Source organism: Loktanella sp. PT4BL, assembly GCF_003201935.1.
In the GTDB taxonomy this organism is placed as follows: Bacteria; Pseudomonadota; Alphaproteobacteria; order Rhodobacterales; family Rhodobacteraceae; genus Yoonia.
In genome coordinates, this window is sequence record NZ_QJJL01000002.1 from 299,499 (window position 1) to 318,467 (window position 18,969).

22 protein-coding genes and 1 tRNA gene are annotated in these 18,969 nt (G+C 54.4%); 8 read left to right on the plus strand and 15 right to left on the minus strand.

Annotated elements, in window-relative coordinates; genetic code table 11:
• Window positions 1–750 carry an RNA methyltransferase gene (locus tag C7964_RS06385; protein ID WP_110278846.1) on the minus strand — a complete coding sequence of 250 codons (750 nt, stop codon included), beginning with the start codon at window positions 748–750 and terminating at the stop codon, window positions 1–3.
• Window positions 751–890: 140 nt separating this feature from the next.
• Here C7964_RS06385 and C7964_RS06390 point away from each other — a divergent pair, with 140 nt between their 5' ends.
• Window positions 891–1,517, plus strand: a complete 627-nt coding sequence (locus tag C7964_RS06390) for a thiamine phosphate synthase (protein ID WP_110278847.1) — start codon at window positions 891–893, stop codon at window positions 1,515–1,517.
• On the opposite strand, the gene olsA is transcribed toward C7964_RS06390, so the two are convergent.
• The 3 genes from olsA to C7964_RS06405 form a co-directional block, all read right to left on the minus strand.
• On the minus strand, window positions 1,514–2,338 hold the full coding sequence (gene olsA, locus C7964_RS06395) for a lyso-ornithine lipid O-acyltransferase (RefSeq protein ID WP_110278848.1): 825 nt from the start codon (window positions 2,336–2,338) through the stop codon (window positions 1,514–1,516). The two genes, C7964_RS06390 and olsA, sit on opposite strands and share 4 nt — an antisense overlap.
• Window positions 2,331–3,110: an L-ornithine N(alpha)-acyltransferase gene (olsB, locus tag C7964_RS06400; RefSeq protein WP_110278849.1), complete on the minus strand. Its 780-nt coding sequence runs from the start codon at window positions 3,108–3,110 to the stop codon at window positions 2,331–2,333. Before olsB ends, olsA begins: the two co-directional genes overlap by 8 nt.
• 122 nt (window positions 3,111–3,232) lie before the next feature.
• A complete protein-coding gene (locus C7964_RS06405) occupies window positions 3,233–3,412 on the minus strand; it encodes a DUF3553 domain-containing protein (RefSeq protein ID WP_110278850.1) in 180 nt (59 codons plus the stop codon).
• A gap of 26 nt (window positions 3,413–3,438) precedes the next feature.
• On the opposite strand from C7964_RS06405, the gene C7964_RS06410 reads away from it, so the two are divergent.
• Complete coding sequence (locus C7964_RS06410; protein ID WP_286163813.1) at window positions 3,439–4,032, plus strand: histidine phosphotransferase family protein; 594 nt, start codon at window positions 3,439–3,441, stop codon at window positions 4,030–4,032.
• Here the strand turns inward: C7964_RS06410 and C7964_RS06415 are convergent.
• From C7964_RS06415 to C7964_RS06445, 7 genes are all read right to left on the minus strand, one after another.
• A complete protein-coding gene (locus tag C7964_RS06415) occupies window positions 4,029–5,291 on the minus strand; it encodes a glutamate-5-semialdehyde dehydrogenase (RefSeq protein WP_110278851.1) in 1,263 nt (420 codons plus the stop codon). The two genes, C7964_RS06410 and C7964_RS06415, sit on opposite strands and share 4 nt — an antisense overlap.
• A 12-nt stretch (window positions 5,292–5,303) precedes the next feature.
• Window positions 5,304–6,410, minus strand: a complete 1,107-nt coding sequence (gene proB, locus C7964_RS06420; RefSeq protein WP_110278852.1) for a glutamate 5-kinase — start codon at window positions 6,408–6,410, stop codon at window positions 5,304–5,306.
• On the minus strand, window positions 6,398–7,447 hold the full coding sequence (gene obgE, locus C7964_RS06425; protein ID WP_110278853.1) for a GTPase ObgE: 1,050 nt from the start codon (window positions 7,445–7,447) through the stop codon (window positions 6,398–6,400). Before obgE ends, proB begins: the two co-directional genes overlap by 13 nt.
• Before the next feature lie 38 nt (window positions 7,448–7,485).
• Window positions 7,486–7,974 carry a GNAT family N-acetyltransferase gene (locus tag C7964_RS06430; protein WP_181417118.1) on the minus strand — a complete coding sequence of 163 codons (489 nt, stop codon included), beginning with the start codon at window positions 7,972–7,974 and terminating at the stop codon, window positions 7,486–7,488.
• An 84-nt stretch (window positions 7,975–8,058) separates the two neighbouring features.
• Complete coding sequence (locus C7964_RS06435; RefSeq protein ID WP_110278855.1) at window positions 8,059–8,601, minus strand: GNAT family N-acetyltransferase; 543 nt, start codon at window positions 8,599–8,601, stop codon at window positions 8,059–8,061.
• 126 nt (window positions 8,602–8,727) lie between these two features.
• Window positions 8,728–8,997 (minus strand): 50S ribosomal protein L27, encoded by a 270-nt coding sequence (gene rpmA / locus C7964_RS06440; RefSeq protein ID WP_110278856.1) that lies wholly within the window; start codon window positions 8,995–8,997, stop codon window positions 8,728–8,730.
• An 11-nt stretch (window positions 8,998–9,008) separates the two neighbouring features.
• A complete protein-coding gene (locus tag C7964_RS06445; protein WP_110278857.1) occupies window positions 9,009–9,692 on the minus strand; it encodes a 50S ribosomal protein L21 in 684 nt (227 codons plus the stop codon).
• Window positions 9,693–9,869: 177 nt separating this feature from the next.
• Here C7964_RS06445 and C7964_RS06450 point away from each other — a divergent pair, with 177 nt between their 5' ends.
• Entirely contained in the window at window positions 9,870–10,217 is a 348-nt protein-coding gene (locus tag C7964_RS06450) for a hypothetical protein (RefSeq protein WP_110278858.1), read from the plus strand.
• Here C7964_RS06450 and C7964_RS06455 read toward each other — a convergent pair.
• Both C7964_RS06455 and C7964_RS06460 read right to left on the minus strand, forming a co-directional pair.
• Window positions 10,214–10,618, minus strand: coding sequence for a hypothetical protein (locus tag C7964_RS06455; RefSeq protein ID WP_110278859.1), 405 nt, complete (start codon window positions 10,616–10,618; stop codon window positions 10,214–10,216). The two genes, C7964_RS06450 and C7964_RS06455, sit on opposite strands and share 4 nt — an antisense overlap.
• Window positions 10,619–10,687: 69 nt before the next feature.
• Window positions 10,688–11,521, minus strand: a complete 834-nt coding sequence (locus C7964_RS06460; protein WP_181417119.1) for a DUF2059 domain-containing protein — start codon at window positions 11,519–11,521, stop codon at window positions 10,688–10,690.
• A 148-nt stretch (window positions 11,522–11,669) separates the two neighbouring features.
• Between C7964_RS06460 and C7964_RS06465 the strand changes: the two genes are divergently transcribed.
• Both C7964_RS06465 and C7964_RS06470 read left to right on the plus strand, forming a co-directional pair.
• Window positions 11,670–11,759: transfer RNA gene (locus tag C7964_RS06465), tRNA-Ser, on the plus strand.
• A gap of 86 nt (window positions 11,760–11,845) precedes the next feature.
• Window positions 11,846–13,240 (plus strand): DUF6538 domain-containing protein, encoded by a 1,395-nt coding sequence (locus C7964_RS06470; protein ID WP_146214828.1) that lies wholly within the window; start codon window positions 11,846–11,848, stop codon window positions 13,238–13,240.
• A gap of 156 nt (window positions 13,241–13,396) precedes the next feature.
• On the opposite strand, the gene C7964_RS06475 is transcribed toward C7964_RS06470, so the two are convergent.
• Window positions 13,397–13,930 carry a recombinase family protein gene (locus tag C7964_RS06475; protein WP_110278862.1) on the minus strand — a complete coding sequence of 178 codons (534 nt, stop codon included), beginning with the start codon at window positions 13,928–13,930 and terminating at the stop codon, window positions 13,397–13,399.
• A 1,506-nt stretch (window positions 13,931–15,436) separates the two neighbouring features.
• On the opposite strand from C7964_RS06475, the gene C7964_RS06480 reads away from it, so the two are divergent.
• The gene (locus C7964_RS06480; protein ID WP_110278863.1) at window positions 15,437–16,321 is read left to right on the plus strand and encodes a hypothetical protein; all 885 of its coding nucleotides are present in this window, start codon (window positions 15,437–15,439) and stop codon (window positions 16,319–16,321) included.
• On the opposite strand, the gene C7964_RS06485 is transcribed toward C7964_RS06480, so the two are convergent.
• Window positions 16,316–16,960, minus strand: coding sequence for a hypothetical protein (locus C7964_RS06485; RefSeq protein WP_110278864.1), 645 nt, complete (start codon window positions 16,958–16,960; stop codon window positions 16,316–16,318). The two genes, C7964_RS06480 and C7964_RS06485, sit on opposite strands and share 6 nt — an antisense overlap.
• 369 nt (window positions 16,961–17,329) lie before the next feature.
• On the opposite strand from C7964_RS06485, the gene C7964_RS06490 reads away from it, so the two are divergent.
• On the plus strand, window positions 17,330–17,683 hold the full coding sequence (locus C7964_RS06490; RefSeq protein WP_110278865.1) for a hypothetical protein: 354 nt from the start codon (window positions 17,330–17,332) through the stop codon (window positions 17,681–17,683).
• 347 nt (window positions 17,684–18,030) lie between these two features.
• On the plus strand, window positions 18,031–18,948 hold the full coding sequence (locus tag C7964_RS06495) for a hypothetical protein (protein WP_110278866.1): 918 nt from the start codon (window positions 18,031–18,033) through the stop codon (window positions 18,946–18,948).
• Window positions 18,949–18,969 lie beyond the last annotated feature (21 nt).

The following is an 18,969-nucleotide window of genomic DNA, read 5'->3' on the forward strand; positions in this document are numbered from 1 at the left end:
TCAATCCACCTTACCCCGCTCTTTCCAGCGCACCATCTGGCGCATCATGCCATGCAGCATCTGCACATCCGCCCGCGTCATGGGCATGCGCGACCACATATTGCGCAGGTTCATCTTCATGTTCTCGGCCTTGTGTTCGGGATAAAAGAACCCGGCATCTTCCAACCGCTCTTCGTAATGCGCGGCAAGCTTTTCAATCTCGATCTGCTCGGCCCAATCGCCCACAGCATCCACGCGCGCAGGATCAACCGCAACCGCCTCGCGCCGCCATTCATAGCCTGTCAGCAACACACATTGCGCCAGATTGAGCGACGGAAAGACAGGGTTCACGGGCACCGAGATAATCGCATTCGCGCGTGCAATATCATCGTTTTCCATGCCCGCGCGTTCGGGGCCGAACATCACGGCAACTTTTTGTCCCTGCGCAATCCGCGCGCGCGCATCCTGCATCGCAGCCTCGGGTGTCAGCACCAGTTTCGTCAGCCCACGTGGCCGCGCCGTGGTGGCATAGACATAATCACAATCAGCAATGGCAGCAGCGGTATCAGGATAGATCTGCGCCTCATCCAGCAGTCGCCCTGCCCCGCTGGCCATCGCCACAGCCTTCTGGTTTGGCCAGCCATCGCGCGGATCAATAATCCGCATGCGGTCCAGTCCAAAATTCCACATGCCACGGGCGGCTGCACCAATGTTTTCACCCATCTGGGGGCGGATCAGGACAAACGCAGGCTGAGGCTGGGCGCTGGGCATAAGACTTCCTTTGATAAGATCGCCGCCTGATACGCCGCGCGCCTGTGCAAGGCAAGAACCGCAGCAGCACGCCCCCCATAGCCAAGCCCGATTTTCCCCGCTAAAAGCCCCTGAAACATCAAATAAATCGGAACGCCCCCATGTCGGACGCCCAGGACCACCCGCAAATCTACCTCATCAGCCCGTCGGAATTCGATCTTTCGACTTATCCGGCCGAATTGGCCGCCTGTCTGGACAGCACCGAGGTGGCCTGCGTCCGCCTTGCGCTGGGCACGACCGATGAGGCGCGGATCGCCAAAGCCGCCGACGCCCTGCGTGAAGTCACCCATGCACGCGATGTGGCGCTGGTGATCGATACGCATATCCAGCTTGTCGAACGCCTTGGTCTCGACGGCGTCCACCTGCAAGACGGCGCACGGTCGGTCCGTCAGGTGCGCAAAGACCTTGGTGATGATGCCATCGTCGGCTGTTACTGCACCAATTCCCGCCATGACGGCATGACCGCAGGTGAGTTGGGCGCCGATTACGTCAGCTTCGGTCCCGTGGGCCAGACAGCCCTTGGTGACGGCCGCAGGGCGGAGCTGGAACTTTTCGAGTGGTGGTCCCTGATGATCGAAGTGCCGGTTGTCGCAGAAGGTGCGCTGGATGAGGGTTTGATCCGCGCGCTGGCCCCACACACAGATTTCTTCGGTATCGGTGATGAGGTCTGGAACACAGATAACCCCGCCGGAACCCTTGGCACCCTCAGACGTGCGATGCTGGGCTAGGAGCCTGCCGCGAGACCTGCGCGCACCTGATCCTCCATTGCTTTTGCCAGAGCTTTGCGGTCCGCATAATCCGCGACCTTGACGGGCGCGTAGTAGATCACATGCACACTGCCTTGCTTGGCGGCGGCCAGTGTTGCCAGCAGATGCGGCCCGAAGTCCATATCACCCCACCAGCCATAAAACCGCGGGTCGGCCCCTGCGGGTGCATGATACTGCAACGTCACTGCCTGCATGTGAAGCGTCTGGCGTAAGGATGGATCGAAGAAGGCGGCAAACAGGGCTGGTTTGAACGGCAGCACCTGCAAACCATCGGTTGAGGTGCCTTCAGGAAAAAACAACAGCTTATGGCCCGCGGCAAGCCTTTCGCGGAATACCGCGATCTGCCCTTGCACTTCGCTGCGGTCGCGCTGGATGAACACCGTCCCTGTCGCGCGCGCCAGCCATCCGATCCCGGGCCAGCCCGCAACCTCGGCTTTCGACACAAAATAGATGCGTTTGCGGGCATTCAGTGCGAAGATATCCAGCCAAGAGGTATGGTTTGCCACAACGGCCCCCGCACCTGCCATTGGCGCACCTTCCGAGGTATATCTGATCCCCAGAACCACAAAGGACATTCGGCACACAAACTGTGTGATATAGGGGGTAACCGGTCGCCCCAGCCCGCAAAGCGGCCTTTCCACAAGGCGGACAGCAAGCAAGATCAGCAATCCACCAAAGACGAGAACACCCAACGGGATCGCGCGGAACACGACCCTGAGCCAGCCAAGAACACTCAAACGGCAGTCCGGCGGCGCGCTTTTGCTCTGCCAAGTCTCAGCCATTTGCCCCGCCTTTGGCCAGAATGGCCCGCTGCAATCCATCGATGGCATCTTTCTCAAGGATCAGGCAGATATCAACCGTGTTAAAGGCATGATCCACAAAGGCATCAGGTGCCACTTTCCCGCCCAAGCGCAAATAGGCTTTGATCAAAGCAGGTATTTCACGCACGGCAGAGATCCGGTCGATCGTGTCGAGGGGCTGGATATTCATCGGCACGGCTGTCTGACCTTTCGCAGTGACGCGCAGACCCGCAGGTGCCAGATGTTTGTGGTACAAGAGACTAAGCGGGGAAGATAGCGCCTGTACATCAGTTCCGTGAAATGAGGCCACCCCGAAAAGCACCGCGATCTGGTGGGTTTCCACATAATCCGCAAGCGCCTGCCACAGATGCAGCATGCCTGCCCCGCCGCGATAGTCATGATGCAGGCAAGAACGCCCCAGCTCCAAGAGGCGTTGCCCGCTTTGGCAGAGCGGCGTCAGATCATACTCGGTTTCGCAGTAGAAACCGCCCGCCGCCTGCGCCATTTCAGCGGTCATAACACGGTAAACACCAACGACCTGATCGTCTCTCGGGCGCGTCTTATCCAGCAACAGGATGTGGTCGGCATGGGCATCGAATTCATCACACTCCAAGCGGGCAACGTGATCGACCATCGGACCATTCCCACCCAACTCTGCGATGAAAACCTCATAGCGCAGGCGCTGTGCGGCGCGGATGTCCTGAGACGCGCGGCTCACACGGGTTTCAAATACAGGCGATTGCACCAGCGTCATTTTTTCGGAAAGCCTTCATTTTTGTGGAATTCCTGGCGGCCGTTAACTTTTTAGCAACCATAATGCGACACGTTGACAGGACATAGGAACCTGACTTGCGCAACTCTCCTTTAGGTTGTATTTTAATCATTAACGAGTTCAAGTAAGACACGCCGGCTATCAATGACGATTTTACCCATCTCTCTGAAGTTGACAGTAATCCGGTCACCAATGTTGGACTGCACCTGCCCAACGCCCCACTCCGGCTGGTCAGGATGGCGCACGAGCACGCCGGGCTCAAAGATTGCATTTATATCTGACATCTACTCTCTCTTACAACGGAGGCTGCATGATGCAACCTGATCTCGCAGCTTTGGTCGGATCACGGATTTGCCATGATCTTATCAGCCCAATTGGTGCAATCGGCAATGGTGTCGAGCTTTTGGCACTGACCGATGGCGATACCGGTGCCGAAATGGACCTGATCAGCGAAAGCGTACAGAACGCCAGTGCACGGATCCGGTATTTCCGGATCGCCTACGGTGCGGCCAGCGAAGAGCAATCCGTCAGCCGTGCCGAGATTCTGTCGATCCTTGCGGCAACGGCGAGCGGTGGCAGGATCAATTATATCTGGAAGATCGCGGGTGATCAGCCGCGCCGTCTTGTACGGGCCGCGCTCTTGATGTTGCAGGCGCTAGAATCCGCCATGCCACTGGGCGGTGACATCCAGATCACGCAGGACGGCGAGATGTGGGTCATGCGCGCCGAAGGGCCGCGGCTGGCCGTGGATCAGGAGTTGTGGGATAACATCACCGCACCACAAATGGGCTTCAGATACACAGCGGCGCATGTGCAATTTGCACTTCTACCCGATGTGCTGGCGCAAGCGGAGCGTCGTTTGCAGTTCCGCCACATGAGTGACCACCTGATCGCGCGGTTCTAGCGGCGCACGGCCCCGTTTCCTGTCACGAGGTATTTGAAACTGGTCAGTTGTGTGGCCCCGACCGGCCCACGTGCGTGCAGTTTTCCCGTCGCAATCCCGATCTCGGCACCCATCCCGAATTCGGCACCATCGGCAAATTGGGTCGAGGCATTACGCATCAGGATCGCGCTATCCAGCTCTTTGAAAAAATGCGCCGCGGCCTGATCATCGGCGGTGATAATGGCATCGGTGTGATTTGACCCGTAAGTGCGGATATGCGCGATCGCTTCGTCGACACCATCGACAAGCTTGGCCGCACAAATCATATCCAGAAACTCTTTTCCGAAATCATCGGGTTGCGCAGGCGTCGTGCCTGCAATCTTGGCCAGTTCACCATCGGCGCGCACATCAACGCCGGCCTTCAACAGGGCATCAACCAGCAGTGAGCCGTGTTGCGTATAAAAACGCCAGTCGATCAACAGGCATTCCATGGACCCGCAGATGCCGGTGCGGCGTGTCTTGGCGTTCAGAACGATCTCGACCGCCATTGCAGGATCAGCCGTCGCGCCCACGTAGATATGGCAAATGCCTTCAAGATGGGCAAAGACAGGCACGCGCGCTTCGCGCTGGACCAACCCGACAAGCCCCTTGCCGCCGCGCGGCACAATCACGTCGATATGGTCTGTCGCAGTCAACATTGCCGAGACCGCCGCGCGGTCGCGGGTGGGTACAAGCTGGATCGCCGTTGCAGGGAGCCCTGCCTGTTTCAATCCGGTTTGCAGGCAGTCGTGGATCGCGGTGGAGGAATGAAAGCTCTCGGACCCGCCGCGCAGAATGACCGCATTGCCCGACTGCAGACAAAGTGCGCCTGCGTCCGCTGTCACATTGGGGCGGCTTTCATAGATGACGCCGATCACACCCAAAGGCGTGCGCACACGCTGGATGTGCAGACCGCTGGGCATGTCCCATTCGGTCATCACCTCGCCCACCGGATCGGATTGGGCTGCCACATTGCGCAGCCCCTCGGCCATGGCGCGGATGCGGGGTTCATCCAGCATCAAACGGTCCATCATGGCGGGGCTCAGGCCCTTTTCTTCACCGTAAACCTGATCTTCGGCATTGGCATCCATGATCGCCATGCGGTTTTCCCAGATCGCGTCAGCCGCACCAATGAGGGCCGCGTATTTGCGCTCTGATCCGGCGGTGGCCAACACGGTCGACGCGGCGCGTGCATCCGCACCGATCCTGGCCATCATCGTGCTAATGTCTTGATCACCCATGCTCTTTTCCTCTTACAGCACCATGTCGTCGCGGTGCACCAGCGCCGCGCGACCGTCATAGCCCAGAATTTCGGCAATCTCGGCCGAACGGCGCCCCATGATCTGGCGCGCCTCGGCACTTGTATACCGGATCAGGCCCTGGCCCAGTGTCACACCAGCCGTGTCGACGATTGTCACCACCTCACCGCGGCCGAAACTGCCGCTGATCTGCGTGACACCGGCAGGCAACAGGCTCTTGCCGTGGTGCAGCGCTTCCTGTGCGCCCGCATCCACCGTCACAGTGCCGCGCGGTTTCATGGCCGAAATCCAGCGTTTGCGTGCCGCCTGCGGATCGGTTTGTGCGGCAAACCACGTGGCCCTTGCCCCGTCTTCCAGTTTGGCAAGCGGGTTCATCGCGGTGCCCAAGGCAATGGCCATGGCGCAACCTGCCTCGGTCGCGATGCGCGCGGCAATCAGTTTGGTGATCATGCCGCCTTTGGACAGGCCCGACCCCACATCACCTGCCATTGCTTCGATTTCCGGTGTCAATTTATCAACAAGATCAATGTGTTCTGCAGCACTATCAATCCTCGGATTGGCGGTATAAAGCCCGTCAACATCCGACAAGAGCACCAGTTGATCGGCCCCGACTGTCACTGCAACCTGTGCCGCCAACCGGTCATTATCGCCATAGCGGATTTCGTCCGTCGCGATTGTGTCGTTCTCATTCACGATCGGCGTGACGCCCAGACCAAGCATCGTTTCCATCGTTGCACGACTGTTGAGATACCGCCGACGATCCTGTGAATCTTCAAGGGTCACAAGGACTTGGCCGGTGATAATGCCATGCGGCGTTAAGGCCTCTTCATAGGCGCGCGCCAGTCGGATCTGGCCGACAGCGGCGGCCGCCTGCGATTGTTCCAGCGCAAGCGAGGTCAGCGGCAGGCCCAGAATGCCCCGCCCCAAGGCGATAGACCCCGACGACACAATGATAACATCGGTCCCGCGTGCACGTATGCGTGCCACATCGTCAGCCAGTGAAGTGAGCCAGTTCTGGCGAAGCGCGCCGGTGGCCGCATCAACCAGCAACGCCGAGCCGATCTTGACCACAAGGCGCTTGGACGCCGTCAGGGTTGCCATGGCGCATCCCCGCCTTCGTCCTGCTCCTCGGCTTTGCGGTGGCGCAGGCGGTTGTCGTCAATTTCGGCCCGCAAGGCACGCAGCACTTCGGGAATACCCTCGCCGGTCACACCCGACATCATCATGACAGGGCCCTTGGCGACAGCCGCGATCTCATCGCGCAGGAAGATCCGCTCTTCTTCATCAAGCGCGTCGATTTTGTTCAGCACCGTGATGCGCGGCTTGTCGGCAAGCGCACCGCCATAGGCCTCAAGCTCTTTGATGATCGTCGTCAGGTCGCCTGCCGGATCACCCGAGGTGCCGTCAATCAGGTGTAGCAGTACTGCACAGCGTTCAACATGGCCAAGGAACATATCACCAAGGCCGCGCCCCTCGCTTGCGCCTTCGATTAGGCCAGGAATATCGGCCACGACAAATTCGACCTCATCAATCCCGACAACGCCCAGATTGGGGATCAGCGTTGTGAAGGGATAGTCGGCAACTTTAGGCCGCGCGTTAGATGTAGCGGCAAGGAAAGTCGATTTGCCGGCATTGGGCATCCCCAAGAGCCCTACATCCGCGATCAGTTTCAGGCGTAGCCAGATCGTGCGCTCAATCGCCTCTTGGCCCGGATTGGCGCGACGGGGCGCCTGGTTTGTCGCGGTTTTGAAGCGCAAGTTGCCCCAGCCACCATTGCCGCCTTTGGCAATCACGATCTTCTGGCCTACTTCGGTGAGGTCAGCGATCACCGTTTCCTCATCTTCATCAATGATCTCGGTGCCGACCGGCACACGCAGGACCTTGGTTTCACCGTCTTTCCCGGTCCGCTGGCTGCCCATACCGTGCTGGCCGTTCGTCGCAAAAAAGTGCTGCTGGTAGCGGAAATCAATCAGGGTGTTCAGGCCCTCAACCGCCTCAACCACCACATCGCCCCCGCGGCCGCCATCGCCCCCGTCAGGGCCGCCATACTCCATGAATTTCTCGCGCCGGAACGAGATGCAGCCCGCACCACCGGCGCCAGAGCGGATATAGACCTTTGCAAGATCGAGAAACTTCATGTGTTTGGCCTTCCGAGGCTGTTCAGGAGCGCGATAAACTACTGCGCGGCAGTTCTCAAGCGGTCCCATGTGTCGCGGGACAAACGGTAGCTGTGTGTCAGGGTTGGCAGGCGCGACGGGCTTTGGTCATAGTAGGTTTGCCAAAGGGTGAAGCCGCATTTGCGTAAGACAGCAGCAGAGCCCGCGTTATCCACCCAAACCGTGGCTTTCAGCGCTGCAAAATCGTAATCGTCAAATGCATGTGCGATTGCGTCGCGGGCGGCCTTGGTTGCAATTCCGCGCCCCTGCACATCAGGCGCGAACATATAGCCAAGCTCGCCGCCGGTGACAGCCATCGTACCGATCAGGCGCCCGTCCAGACAGACGGCCCGGACAAAGCCGTGGCCAGCATAGGGTTTGCACCTGCTGCGGGTGAATGCCTCTTGTGCGGGCCACGGCCAGCGGCCCAACTGGCGGACGATCGACCAGTCGGACGCCATGGCATGGAGTGCTGCGAAATCGTCGGCTCCGAGTGCACGATAGGTCAAATCAGGCGTCATTGGAGACCTAGCTGGTGTCAGGTGATGGCAGGATACTGCACCCAGATATCTGGTTTGCAAAGCATCAGACGATCATGACCCCAGTTTGAGCGTATAGGTCCAAGTGGGCACAGTGGCCTTGCGCGACACGGAAAACGCTTCGGCGTCCCCCAGATAGTCGAAACCACAGTTGGTCAGCACGCGGGCAGAGCCGGGATTGTCCTGAAACACTTCGGCGAAAATCCGGTCGGACTGATGCGGGTTGGCCGCAATCAGGGTGCGCACGGCCTCAGTCGCAAAGCCCGTGTTCCAGAAAGCCGGTGCAATCCAGTAGAAAATCTCGGACTGCGCGCGGTCCATGCGCGCAAGGCTGATCAGCCCGAGTGCCTCGGCATGTCCATAGGCAGACCCGTCAATGACCCAGACATCTTCGTCGCGGTCAGGCTGGCTTGCGCGTTCAATCATCGCCTCAACCGATCCGGGGGGCAGCGGATGGGGCATAGCACGGGTACCGCGCGCAACACGGTCATCGCTCGCATACATCGCGATCAGACCTGCGTCAGACTTGCGGCACGGGCGCAGCACGAAACGCGCGGCTTCTATGGTTTCCTGAACGGTAATCTCTTCATGTCTCATTGTTTCCCTCCCCGAAAACAACTGCATCTGCGCCACCGTCTAAAATTATTTGATGGCAGAAATATGAACAAAAAAAGGGACCGGTTTTCACCGATCCCTCCAATTGTATCTTTTGGAAATTTCGGCTTACTCAGCGGCCTCCGCCACTGGGAGAACCGAAATAAAGGTGCGGCCCTTGAGGCCTTTGTGGAACTTCACAGCGCCATCAACGGTTGCAAAGATCGTGTGATCCTTGCCCATGCCAACGCCCATGCCTGGCCACATCTTTGTGCCACGCTGGCGCATGATGATGTTGCCGGGAACGACGGTCTCGCCACCGTATTTCTTTACACCAAGACGACGACCAGCTGAGTCGCGTCCGTTACGGGATGAGCCGCCTGCTTTTTTATGTGCCATTTGGTCTCTCCTTAGCCTTTTGCCAGCTCAACCGCTTGCGCGATCCAGCCTTCACGTTCGATACGGCCCTTGAACGACAGTTTCTCGTCCATAGCAGCCACATCAGCTTCCGTCCATGCTGCGATCTGGGCGAATGTGGTCACGCCAGCCTCGAGCAGCTTTTTCTCAAGTGCCGGACCAACGCCGGACAGCTTTTTCAGGTCATCAGCACCAGCAGCCGCTTTTGGCTCAGCTTTTGCTTTCGGTGCTGCCTTCGGCTTGTCAGCCTTGGGTGTTGATGCACGCGCGGCAGCCGCAGCTGCCTTCTTGGATGTCGGTGCGCCATTCGCACCTGTTACATGCGCGATGCCCGCGCCGGAAACAGCTGCCATAACGCCGGACTTGTCGGCACCTTTTTCAAGGATCTCGGCGATGCGGACCAGTGTCAGCTGCTGACGGTGGCCTTTGGTGCGCTGGCTGCCGTGCTTACGACGGCGCTTGACGAAGTTGATCGTCTTTTCGCCTTTGATCTGGTCGATGACTTCGGCTTGTACGCCTGCACCCTCAACAGTGGGTGTGCCCACTGTTGAGCCGACCATAAGAATCTCGTTGAATTGAACTTTGTCGCCTGCTTTTGCCGCAAGCTTTTCGACACGAAGTACGTCGCCAGAGGCCACTTTGTACTGCTTGCCGCCGGTTTTGAGAACCGCAAACATATGTATTTCCTTTATCTTTCGCGTCGCTGAGGCCCCGGGTCGATCCGGCGTTTGGTACCTGTGGACAGCGCGCCCGTGGGCGAGTTTTCGCATATCGCCCTGCAATACCCTTGCAGAGTTCGCGCTATATCTGACCAATGCCCCCATAAGTCAACATAAAAAGAAGGATAAATCCCCATGCGCTGGCTCGTATTCGCAACCGTCCTGACGTCGGCCTGCACACAGGACGGCGGGCACATCGGCAATCCGTTGATGTTACCGGTAACCGGGGCCAGCACCCTTTTTGACAATGCCGCCTATACGCAGCGCCGCGGGACTGTCGAAGTCATCGTAAAATCCAGCTTTGACGCGATCATCTCTGACATCGCCAGTGGCGTCGGCCCTACTCTGACGGAAGCAATGGAGGCCGCAGGCATTCCGCCACGCGACCGGCCGACCCGTATCATTCAGCTTCAATCCAATTTGGGGCTGTATCAGGCCAATCCGGGCGCACTGGTCACTGCGCTGATGGTCTATGGCGGCTAGAAATCCGCCAACAGGCTGTCCCGCTTGGCGACCATATCCCAGAACGCCTTGGATTTTGCGATATCACCGGCCAGATCGGCAGGAATGCCGCGTGCGACCATGCGATCAAAAAGCGTTTGCGGATAGCCCGGGGTGACAGGCGGTACGCTGACCATCGGATTGATATCGGCCGGAATGCCCGCCGCTTCCGCAGGACAGCCCCGTGTGGGGTTGCCATTGACAGCGCGCCCATCCGCTTCAAGTTTCACCACCGCCGCAAAATAGATTGTACATTCCGCCGCGAGCAGTTCCGCCTGACGCGGATCATCCGCCGGCAAATCCGGCTGCGGGGCAATTGCAGCGGTCTGATCGCAGGCGGCCAGCAGGAAAAGAGCAAAAAACGCGGGTTTGAAAGCAGGCAAGACGGGCTCCTCTGTTCGATATTGCCGACCCAGCATAACCTGCCAATCAGCGATTCCAAGAGGCAGGGATCACAGTTCTTGGGTCAGCATAAAGCGCGACGAAGCCAGACCGAGCGCACGTGAAATATCGTCGAACATCCCATTGAACGCCTCAAAGAGCGCGTCCGTCATATCCTGCCCTGCGTCACTGCGTGAAAAGGCAAGATAGGCCTCCAACTCATCATCCGAGAGCGGCTGATAGGCCATAAGCAGGAACGAATAGAGCCACTCGGTTGTGTCAGCCCGCACGGTTGGTTCCTGCGCCCAGACGTCCTGCAGCGCGGTTTCAAGCGTCACGCCAGCAGGCAGAGCACCCCCGTCAATCAGCCCCGAGTAAAACGCGTAGGTGGAATTCAGCGATCCGATGACATTGGCCTCGATTAAATCGTTGGCATCAATAAAATCCTGCACCATCTGAAAACGGGGCGTCTCATCCATCATGGCAAGTGCGGCGTTCTCTTTACTGGCCTCTTCGACCGCATCATCGAGCAAAGCGCGGCGGGCGCTGACCTCGAGCCCGACAATACGCGCGCCCTGCTCAGAGGTGAAAAACGCCAGCATGGCATCGACATCGTCGCCTTCAAGCGCCTCGCCCAGCACACCGCGGACCTCCTCGGTCATCATCTCGACATCATAAATCGCAGAGACCGCCATAGACCATTCCGCAGACGTCCCGCCGGGCAGCATATCGCTGGCCAGCGTCTCGCCATATGCAAGCCCCTCTTCACGCATGATCTCGATCATCTCGGGCATGCCAAGCGCATCAAACAGCTGATCGACTGCATCGGCATCTTTATCTTGCGCCCAAAGCGGTGCGACAGTGAGGGTCGCGGCGAAAGCGAAGGGGGCTGCGAAGCGGAACATGCACATATCCTATCAATACAAAACCTGTAGGGAAAGTTATGCACCCTGACCGCTCTTTGCCAAGGCCCCCCACGGAAATGTCAGTTATCCGTGCTTTGGGTCTTGCACGGGCGCGCGCGCCACAGTAACACCCCGCTCTGACCCCCGCGGAGAGGTGCCGGAGTGGTCGAACGGGGCGGTCTCGAAAACCGTTGTGGGTGCAAGCCTACCCAGGGTTCGAATCCCTGTCTCTCCGCCAATAGGCTCCATCCCCCTTTTTCCTTTATTTGTTGGCACATAGACCCTAAGATGGAACCTACTTTGGAACCTAGTCTAGGGCTGAAAATGGACCGTAAAGCATTCGAGAAGCGACCTACCTACCTCCCCTCAAGCTGTACTTTACGGAAAGGGAAATACTATGTTTCGGCCACTGTACCGCATGAGATTAGTGGTCTGTTCAACACAAAGCAGATTAGGCGATCCACAGGAACAAGCGATAGGTCACTGGCAAAGCAAAAGCAGCATAGCCTGACTACAGAAATTTACAGGTACATGGATGAAGTGTGGGAAGCTGCTTTCAAGAAGTGGACAGGTACACTCAAAGACGAATGGTCTGAGGATGCGATAAGGCTTGCCAAGTCACTTGGCCTCTACCGTGAGAACTACGAACCTGAACGCTATCGACGCTTCCTAGATGAAGAAGTCCAAGCCCTCCTCACAGATCACCACAAGAACAAAAGCAACAGTGTGACCCAAGAGCAGGTTGATGCCGCTACTGAATACCTCACTTGGGAGAGCTTTGATGATAAGGAATGGGATAAGCTACAAGCCAGAGAGCTGCCCACTGATAAAATTAAGGCTACAGACGGTGAGACCATCCTAGGAACGCTAGAGACCTACCTAGAGCGCCGCAACTGGACCAGAGAGAAGAGTAAGGACACTGCTAGGCGTCAGATCAAGCGATTTACTGATATGGTAGGCAATCTAAAGCTGACCGAGCTAGAAAAAATCCACGCCTACAAGTACGCTCAGGCCATGAACGACGCAGGATATGCACACAAGACGATCCGTAGTTCCGTCAGTGCTGTAGCTTCTATGCTGGATCACTTCGAACAATGGGGCTTCTTGAAAATCAGTCCTTTTGTGAACCTTAAACTGTCAAACTACGGTACAGCCTCACAAAGCTACCTACCCCTAGAAAGGCAGGAACTGCACCAACTCTTCAAGCAGGATATGGACGTCCAAGAGCGCCTATTGCTGAGTATCCTTATCACGACTGGCATGAGACTAGATGAAGCCGCCCTACTCACGTGGGAAAGAGTAAAAGAGATAGACGGGATCAGGTTCTTTTCTCTTATTCAGAGCGGGTCAGAGGAAGTGATCGTGAAGAACTCACAGTCTAGACGACTAGTTGCCCTTCCTGACTGCCTGATACTTCCTGAGAGAGCCACAGGACGCCTGTTTGACTACAAGCTGGACAAAGATGGTAAGGCTGAGAATGCAGCTTCTAGGGCGCTTATGAAGGCTGTCAGGCGTGTTACTACAGATAAGCTGAAAGCGGTACACTCGCTCAGGGGCAATCTAAAGGACTTGCTACGGGATGCTGGTATACCGAAAGAGATTAATGACTTCATAACGGGTCATAGTCAGGGTGGTGATGCTGGTAAGTACGGATCAGGTCCAAGCCTAGAGACAAAGTATAAAGCTGTTAATTCTGTAGCTCACCCTTGGTTAGCCTAAATAATTGGCAATAATTCCAAGATTATACCTAACCTAAATTTTGGTTGTGAATTTCTATGGGTGTACCAAGCCCCCGTGAAACCTTAGCGGGTGATTACTAGGGTCCCACAACCTTGTAGTGTACCACCTAAAGCATGCGACGTCGCAAGGTTGTAGCTACAAAAGTCTGTAGACTGATGAACGAGCGATACCCAACTGCTTGGCAATAGCTGACGGTGACAAACCTTCTGAGCGTAGCTGCTTCACCTGATCTACTGGGATGCTAGGCTTACGACCTGTGTACTTACCGTCGTCCTTAGCCTTCTGGATACCCTCCATCTGACGCTCTTTCCTTAGGCTGGTCTCAAACTCGGAGAACACACCAAGCATCTGCAAGAAAGCCTTACCTGCTGGGGTAGATGTGTCCACAGGTTGTTCAGTAGCCTTAAGATCAACACCCTTAGACTGTAGCTGCTCAACGATAACAGACAGGTCCAACAGACTGCGGGCCAATCTATCAAGGCGTGTGACTACAAGCGTATCCCCTTGGCGTAGGAACTCTAGCAGGGTCTCAAGTTCAGACCTGCCTTTCATGCTTGTGCCAGATACCTTCTCACTCCTGACCACATCACAACCAGCGTTCTTCAACATCTCAGTTTGAATAGAGAGGTCCTGTGAGGTGCTGCTAACACGCGCGTAACCATATTTCATATCAATAGTGTCCTTTATGATTCTAGACCCTCTCAATATAGTGTCCGATATAACCAAATACAACCCTAATAAGACGCCAATAGTGTCCGATAGAACCGCTCTGCTACGGTATACCTCAGTCGGACACCTTTTGGGGTACTGGTGAGAAGTCCCGTTGGCGGGACCTTGGGTAGTTCAAGACTTTTTGACTTCGAGCTGGCGATCTAGGCTACCAACAAAAGCTGATCCCTTTGGTGTAGCTACCCAAGTTAGCTGAAGGGCGTAGTCCTGACTACTAGGCTAACGCCACTACAGCGGAAATAGCCCTAGGTGGAAATCAAGGGACGTAGGGATTTAGAGGGGCGGTGGAAATTAACGGACAAGGGAATTTTGGGCAACTACACCCCTAGGTGGAAATACAGCAAGAGGAAATTGCTCACCATAGTGCCTACCTACAGGTAGAAATTGCTTATGTTTTGACCAAGTATTTTGAGTTGGTCGCAGAGCAACCAGTGGCCATCAAACCTGTGATTCGCCCTTATTTACAAGGGGATACCTACAAAAATAAATATAAATAAATGCACTTTTCTCGAAGAAAATACTTGACAGAGGATTCCGATGGCGCAGCAACCTAAGGTAATTCCCTATGATGCTGAATAATGCCTGTGTATCATATTACACTATTGGAATGTATAGGGAATTTAGGGGAATTTGCCTAGGCCACCATCCTTTGTAATCATTCTGTCTATAGTACCATTTTGTCAGAGTACTCAAAGAACATTTTAGACTTCCTGTTCTCTAATAAATATCTGTAGGAAACCGGAACTTCAAAGTGTTCTGATCTTAAGTGTCGGGCTACCGCCCTCTATAGAGAGCGAAGCTGTCGCTTCTTGTACCTACAACAATGAGGATTATTAACCAGAAGCGTGAGCTTCGCCCACTACACTAACAAGTAATCAATTCTTAAAGTCTTACTTCTTTTTGTAGTTATACAGATTGAGTGTTCAATCCTTAAGAGGGTAGACCAAGAGTACCCTGACAAACTGGAAGTACATCTTAGGCCCTATACTAGAAGGGTAAGAGTATAGAATATCTCTTGAGTCATTCTGACAATTCGGGAGTCTCTCTGAGCATTAGGAATATCCCCCTACACAAGCAGTATATATGTACAGAAGAACCTGATTGATAGTCAGGGCCCAAAGAGCTGGTTACTCTTATGGTGGTAGGGATTTTCATGTTTCACCTACTACCGTCTCCTCCCGTGACAAATCCTAACAACGGTAGTCCTCCCCCTTATGCTTAGTACTGTTGTTAGCAGTGGCATGGTCAGGTTCTTCACCTTTTTCCTCCTAAAATTATAGGCCCGCCCCCCATGAACCCCCTCAAAGATTATAACGCTCACCAGAGGGACAACCTCCCCGAAGGGATCAGCTATGCTAATGGCCGCTATTGGTTTGGTGAGTATCGTAGCCTTTCCCTAGAGGGCATCCTCTGGCTGAAGAGCTACCTAGAAAGAACATCCCCACAATGAATAAAGATTACCCAAGCTATCCATTCCTTAAGGACATTCCCTACCTCCCTGCGGATGTCACAACCACCGAAGTGGTCAAAGATTTTGTAGCTACCTGCGATGGTCGCGCCGCTTGCAATAAAGAAGACCTACAGGGCATCATCTGTGCCATTCTTGGGATGCGTGACCTTAAGGCTTTCAAGCTACTCAAGTCCCATGACAAGGTGAACTTCACCAAAGGGCAAAAAGTAGCCATAGATCAGGTACTGCGCCACCTCATGGGTGACTTGTTGGTAGGCATCACCGGTGAAAAGAACCTCTACCGTGTATCTGACAAGATCAAGAAACCCACTAAAGTGCGGCCTGATCTACCCAATGAATTCAAGTTTCGTGTGACTGGTGAATATGTAAACTACCCCTCCGCTAAGGCTGTCCCTTGCCCTGAGGCTGTAAGTCTTATCTCAGGTAATCGTGCCTGCACCGTTACACTCCCCGATGTTGCGACCACCTTCCAATACATCTTAAACGGCCAAGACCTACCCCCACGATTGGGTAAGCTAGAGCCTCTGGATGATATCGCCGGTGGTAAGGACTTCACCAAAGAATTTCGTCAGGTCGTACACAAGGAACTGACCCGCTCCGGTTATATGGGCCTACTGATAGATGACGATAGCGACACAGCCCTTACGTTCGTTGTGTGCAGTCAATGGGCTAAAGACTTCCCCACCTTCCTTGAGCAGATCACACGTCCGTGGTTCCGCCATTGGAAACTAGACCTTGTTAAATTCTATGCTGAGATTGAAGACCATTTTGGTTCTGTAGCTACAGTAACAGGTCAGCCCACGATGCAGCTACTACGCCAGAGCGCAGGTCTAGTGGACCGCCCTAAAGACACATTATAATCCGCCTTGGTCTTGGTTGTCTCTAATCCGAATGCATTCGTCCATGTTGTCAAATTCGTACCCGAGCAAGATATAAGCCAAGTCGCTGGAGAGCGCAGATACCGATAAAGATACGCCTTCCAGTCCCTCTGGCAGCTCAGATTGTTGGTCCTCAGTCCAAAAAGTGGCAAGGTGGCGTTCGTTCTGACGTAGAGCCATCACCCATTCTTCAGGTCCGTCCCACAGTGCTCCATTTTTGATAAAATCATAGTTCTTGCTCGCACCATAAATGCCCGTGAGTGCACTACTAAGGTCCGCGAATGCGCTTTTTACAGATGAACCGTACCTATCATTATCATGGTCTTTGCCAATGCCGATTACTTGGCAAACACCTACTTCAGGGGCCGCAAACACTGTATACGATTCAAATTCTGAATGAGGTTTTGGAACAATAACGCTGAACTCAAACTCAGATATTTCTCTCACGACTTCGAGGTTTTCAATCGGAGTTCCCTTCTCGATCCCGAATGCCTGTGCAGATGCCCCTGTGGCTGAAACAAAAAGCAAGATTGTTGCTGCTGTAGTAATTAGTTTCGTTTTGAACATAACTGCGTGATTCCTATCCGTTGTATGAGCGTCAACCACCGTAATCACGATCATCTATGTGTCAATCTGTTGGCATCCAAATGGCACGATGACGCACTTCAAAAGCACCCACCCCCACATGACACCCACTTCCCTTAAACAATGCACCACAGTTGCCTGTAGTAATCCTGTCTATTTTGACGGTGAGTTGAACCCGTTCCACGTTCTGAAGCACAGCCACCTTTGTCTTAGGTGCATGTTCGCAAATAGAGATACCTTAAATGATAAACCTACCCACCCCGTATGATGTGAGAGAACTAGCAGACGCTCAATGGCTTGTAAGTCAACTCGAGGCATTTTGCTTAGAGCATGGCCACACCCAAGAGCAGGTTAATGCGTGGATTATCCAACAGCTAATGAACGATACAAAGGACACCCAAGATAATGACTGAACAACACTCCTCACAAAGCCGGAAGCAATCCAAAGAAGAATGGGATGCCTTGGTCAAGATGGCCGATCTCCAAGGCGACTTCCAAGTAGCGTTTAAGCAGTGGATCACAGATAAATCAAAGTCCCAAGATGTTGTAGCTATCGGTAAGCAATTGATGGAATTACAGAACCAGACTGGTAAGAGCGGTGGTCGTCTATCATCCTCTCAGGTGTACCATCGTATCTGTGAAGCTGAAGATTGTATCAACAAAGGTCTAGATCAACCCGTAGCCAAGAAAGACCTTAGCAGTGGTAAGCTGATCCGTAAGACAGCCGACGGTGGCACTACTTGGGTGCTCAAGCTGTAGGTACAGGGCGTGCTAACGCACACTAAGCTAGGGACTAGCGCCTCTACACCCCAGAGATAACCCTATATGGCAACCCCAAGCCCAAACTTTCTATCGTTATATTTCAAACAGTTATAAAATAATATTTCCTGACCCTTGTATTTTGGCCCCAAAAGGGATGTGTATATACATGAGGGCGGAAAAAATATCGGCTGGTGGCAACGCTGGCCTTTTTCTTTCCCCAAGCCTTCTAAACCTCGAACTTTACATCGCTAGCCTGCTCTAACCCGCAGGTACGTCACAGTGGCTAACTGGTGGCGCTATTGGCATGTCCGCAGTTCAAAAACCAAAGGAGAGAAAGAGAGAAGATGATCGGACATAATTCAAACCCCAAGCTGGTAGCCGCCGCCAGTGAAATCAACACCGAGCATAAGGGGATGCTTGCAGCGATAGAGGACAGTGAAACCCGCGCACGGCGTATTGGTCAGGTTCTGATTGATCTAAAACCAGTGTTGAAAGAGACAGGGGTGAACCTGACGGACTTCTGCAAAGAGCATCTGCCATTTGGTAAAACTGCCGCCTATGAGTTTATCAGTATCGCCAAAGGCAAGGTCACTCTTCAGGAATTGAACGCTCGGAAATATTCCGCGCCTGCGGAAAAACTTACTGCCCACAATAACAGCCAATACCGTGGCCCTTCTGAGGAGATGGCTCAGGCTATCCGTGATCTGGCGGGCTGTGGTGACGATATGGAGCCCGTATTGGAAGCTATCACGGACATCATCTTTGACCCTGAGAACACCAAATTCCGCGAGGCCAGAGTCCATGAATGGCTTGAGAAAGCATTTGATGGTGATGACAATGGTATGATCGCTGAACTCAACTTCCTGAATGAGAATAAGGATGACTGGATTGTTGAGGAGGAAGCCAAAAGTAGGGCAGACCAGATACGTGAAGACCTCAGTAAACTCACGCCTGATGAACAGTTGGAATACTTAGGTGGGCCACAGAAGTTCGTGGATCAGGAGAAGCTGGACAATAAACTTGAGGAAAACTTCGTCCCGTACAATGCAGCACTCACGGTACTCAATAGTTTGAACCGACTTCGTATCTACGGCGGCAAGGCTGCAATCATCGAACACGTCCGTCACGCTCTTGATACTTCCGTCAGGTTTCAGCCGTATGAAGCTGAGGCTCTTGTTCTCTTGGCTGAGGCCATCATGGAAACAAAGGATGAGCTTCAGGCGATGTATCAAACCAAGCCCGACCTAAACAAACTCAACTGAACAATCATAAAACCCAACATT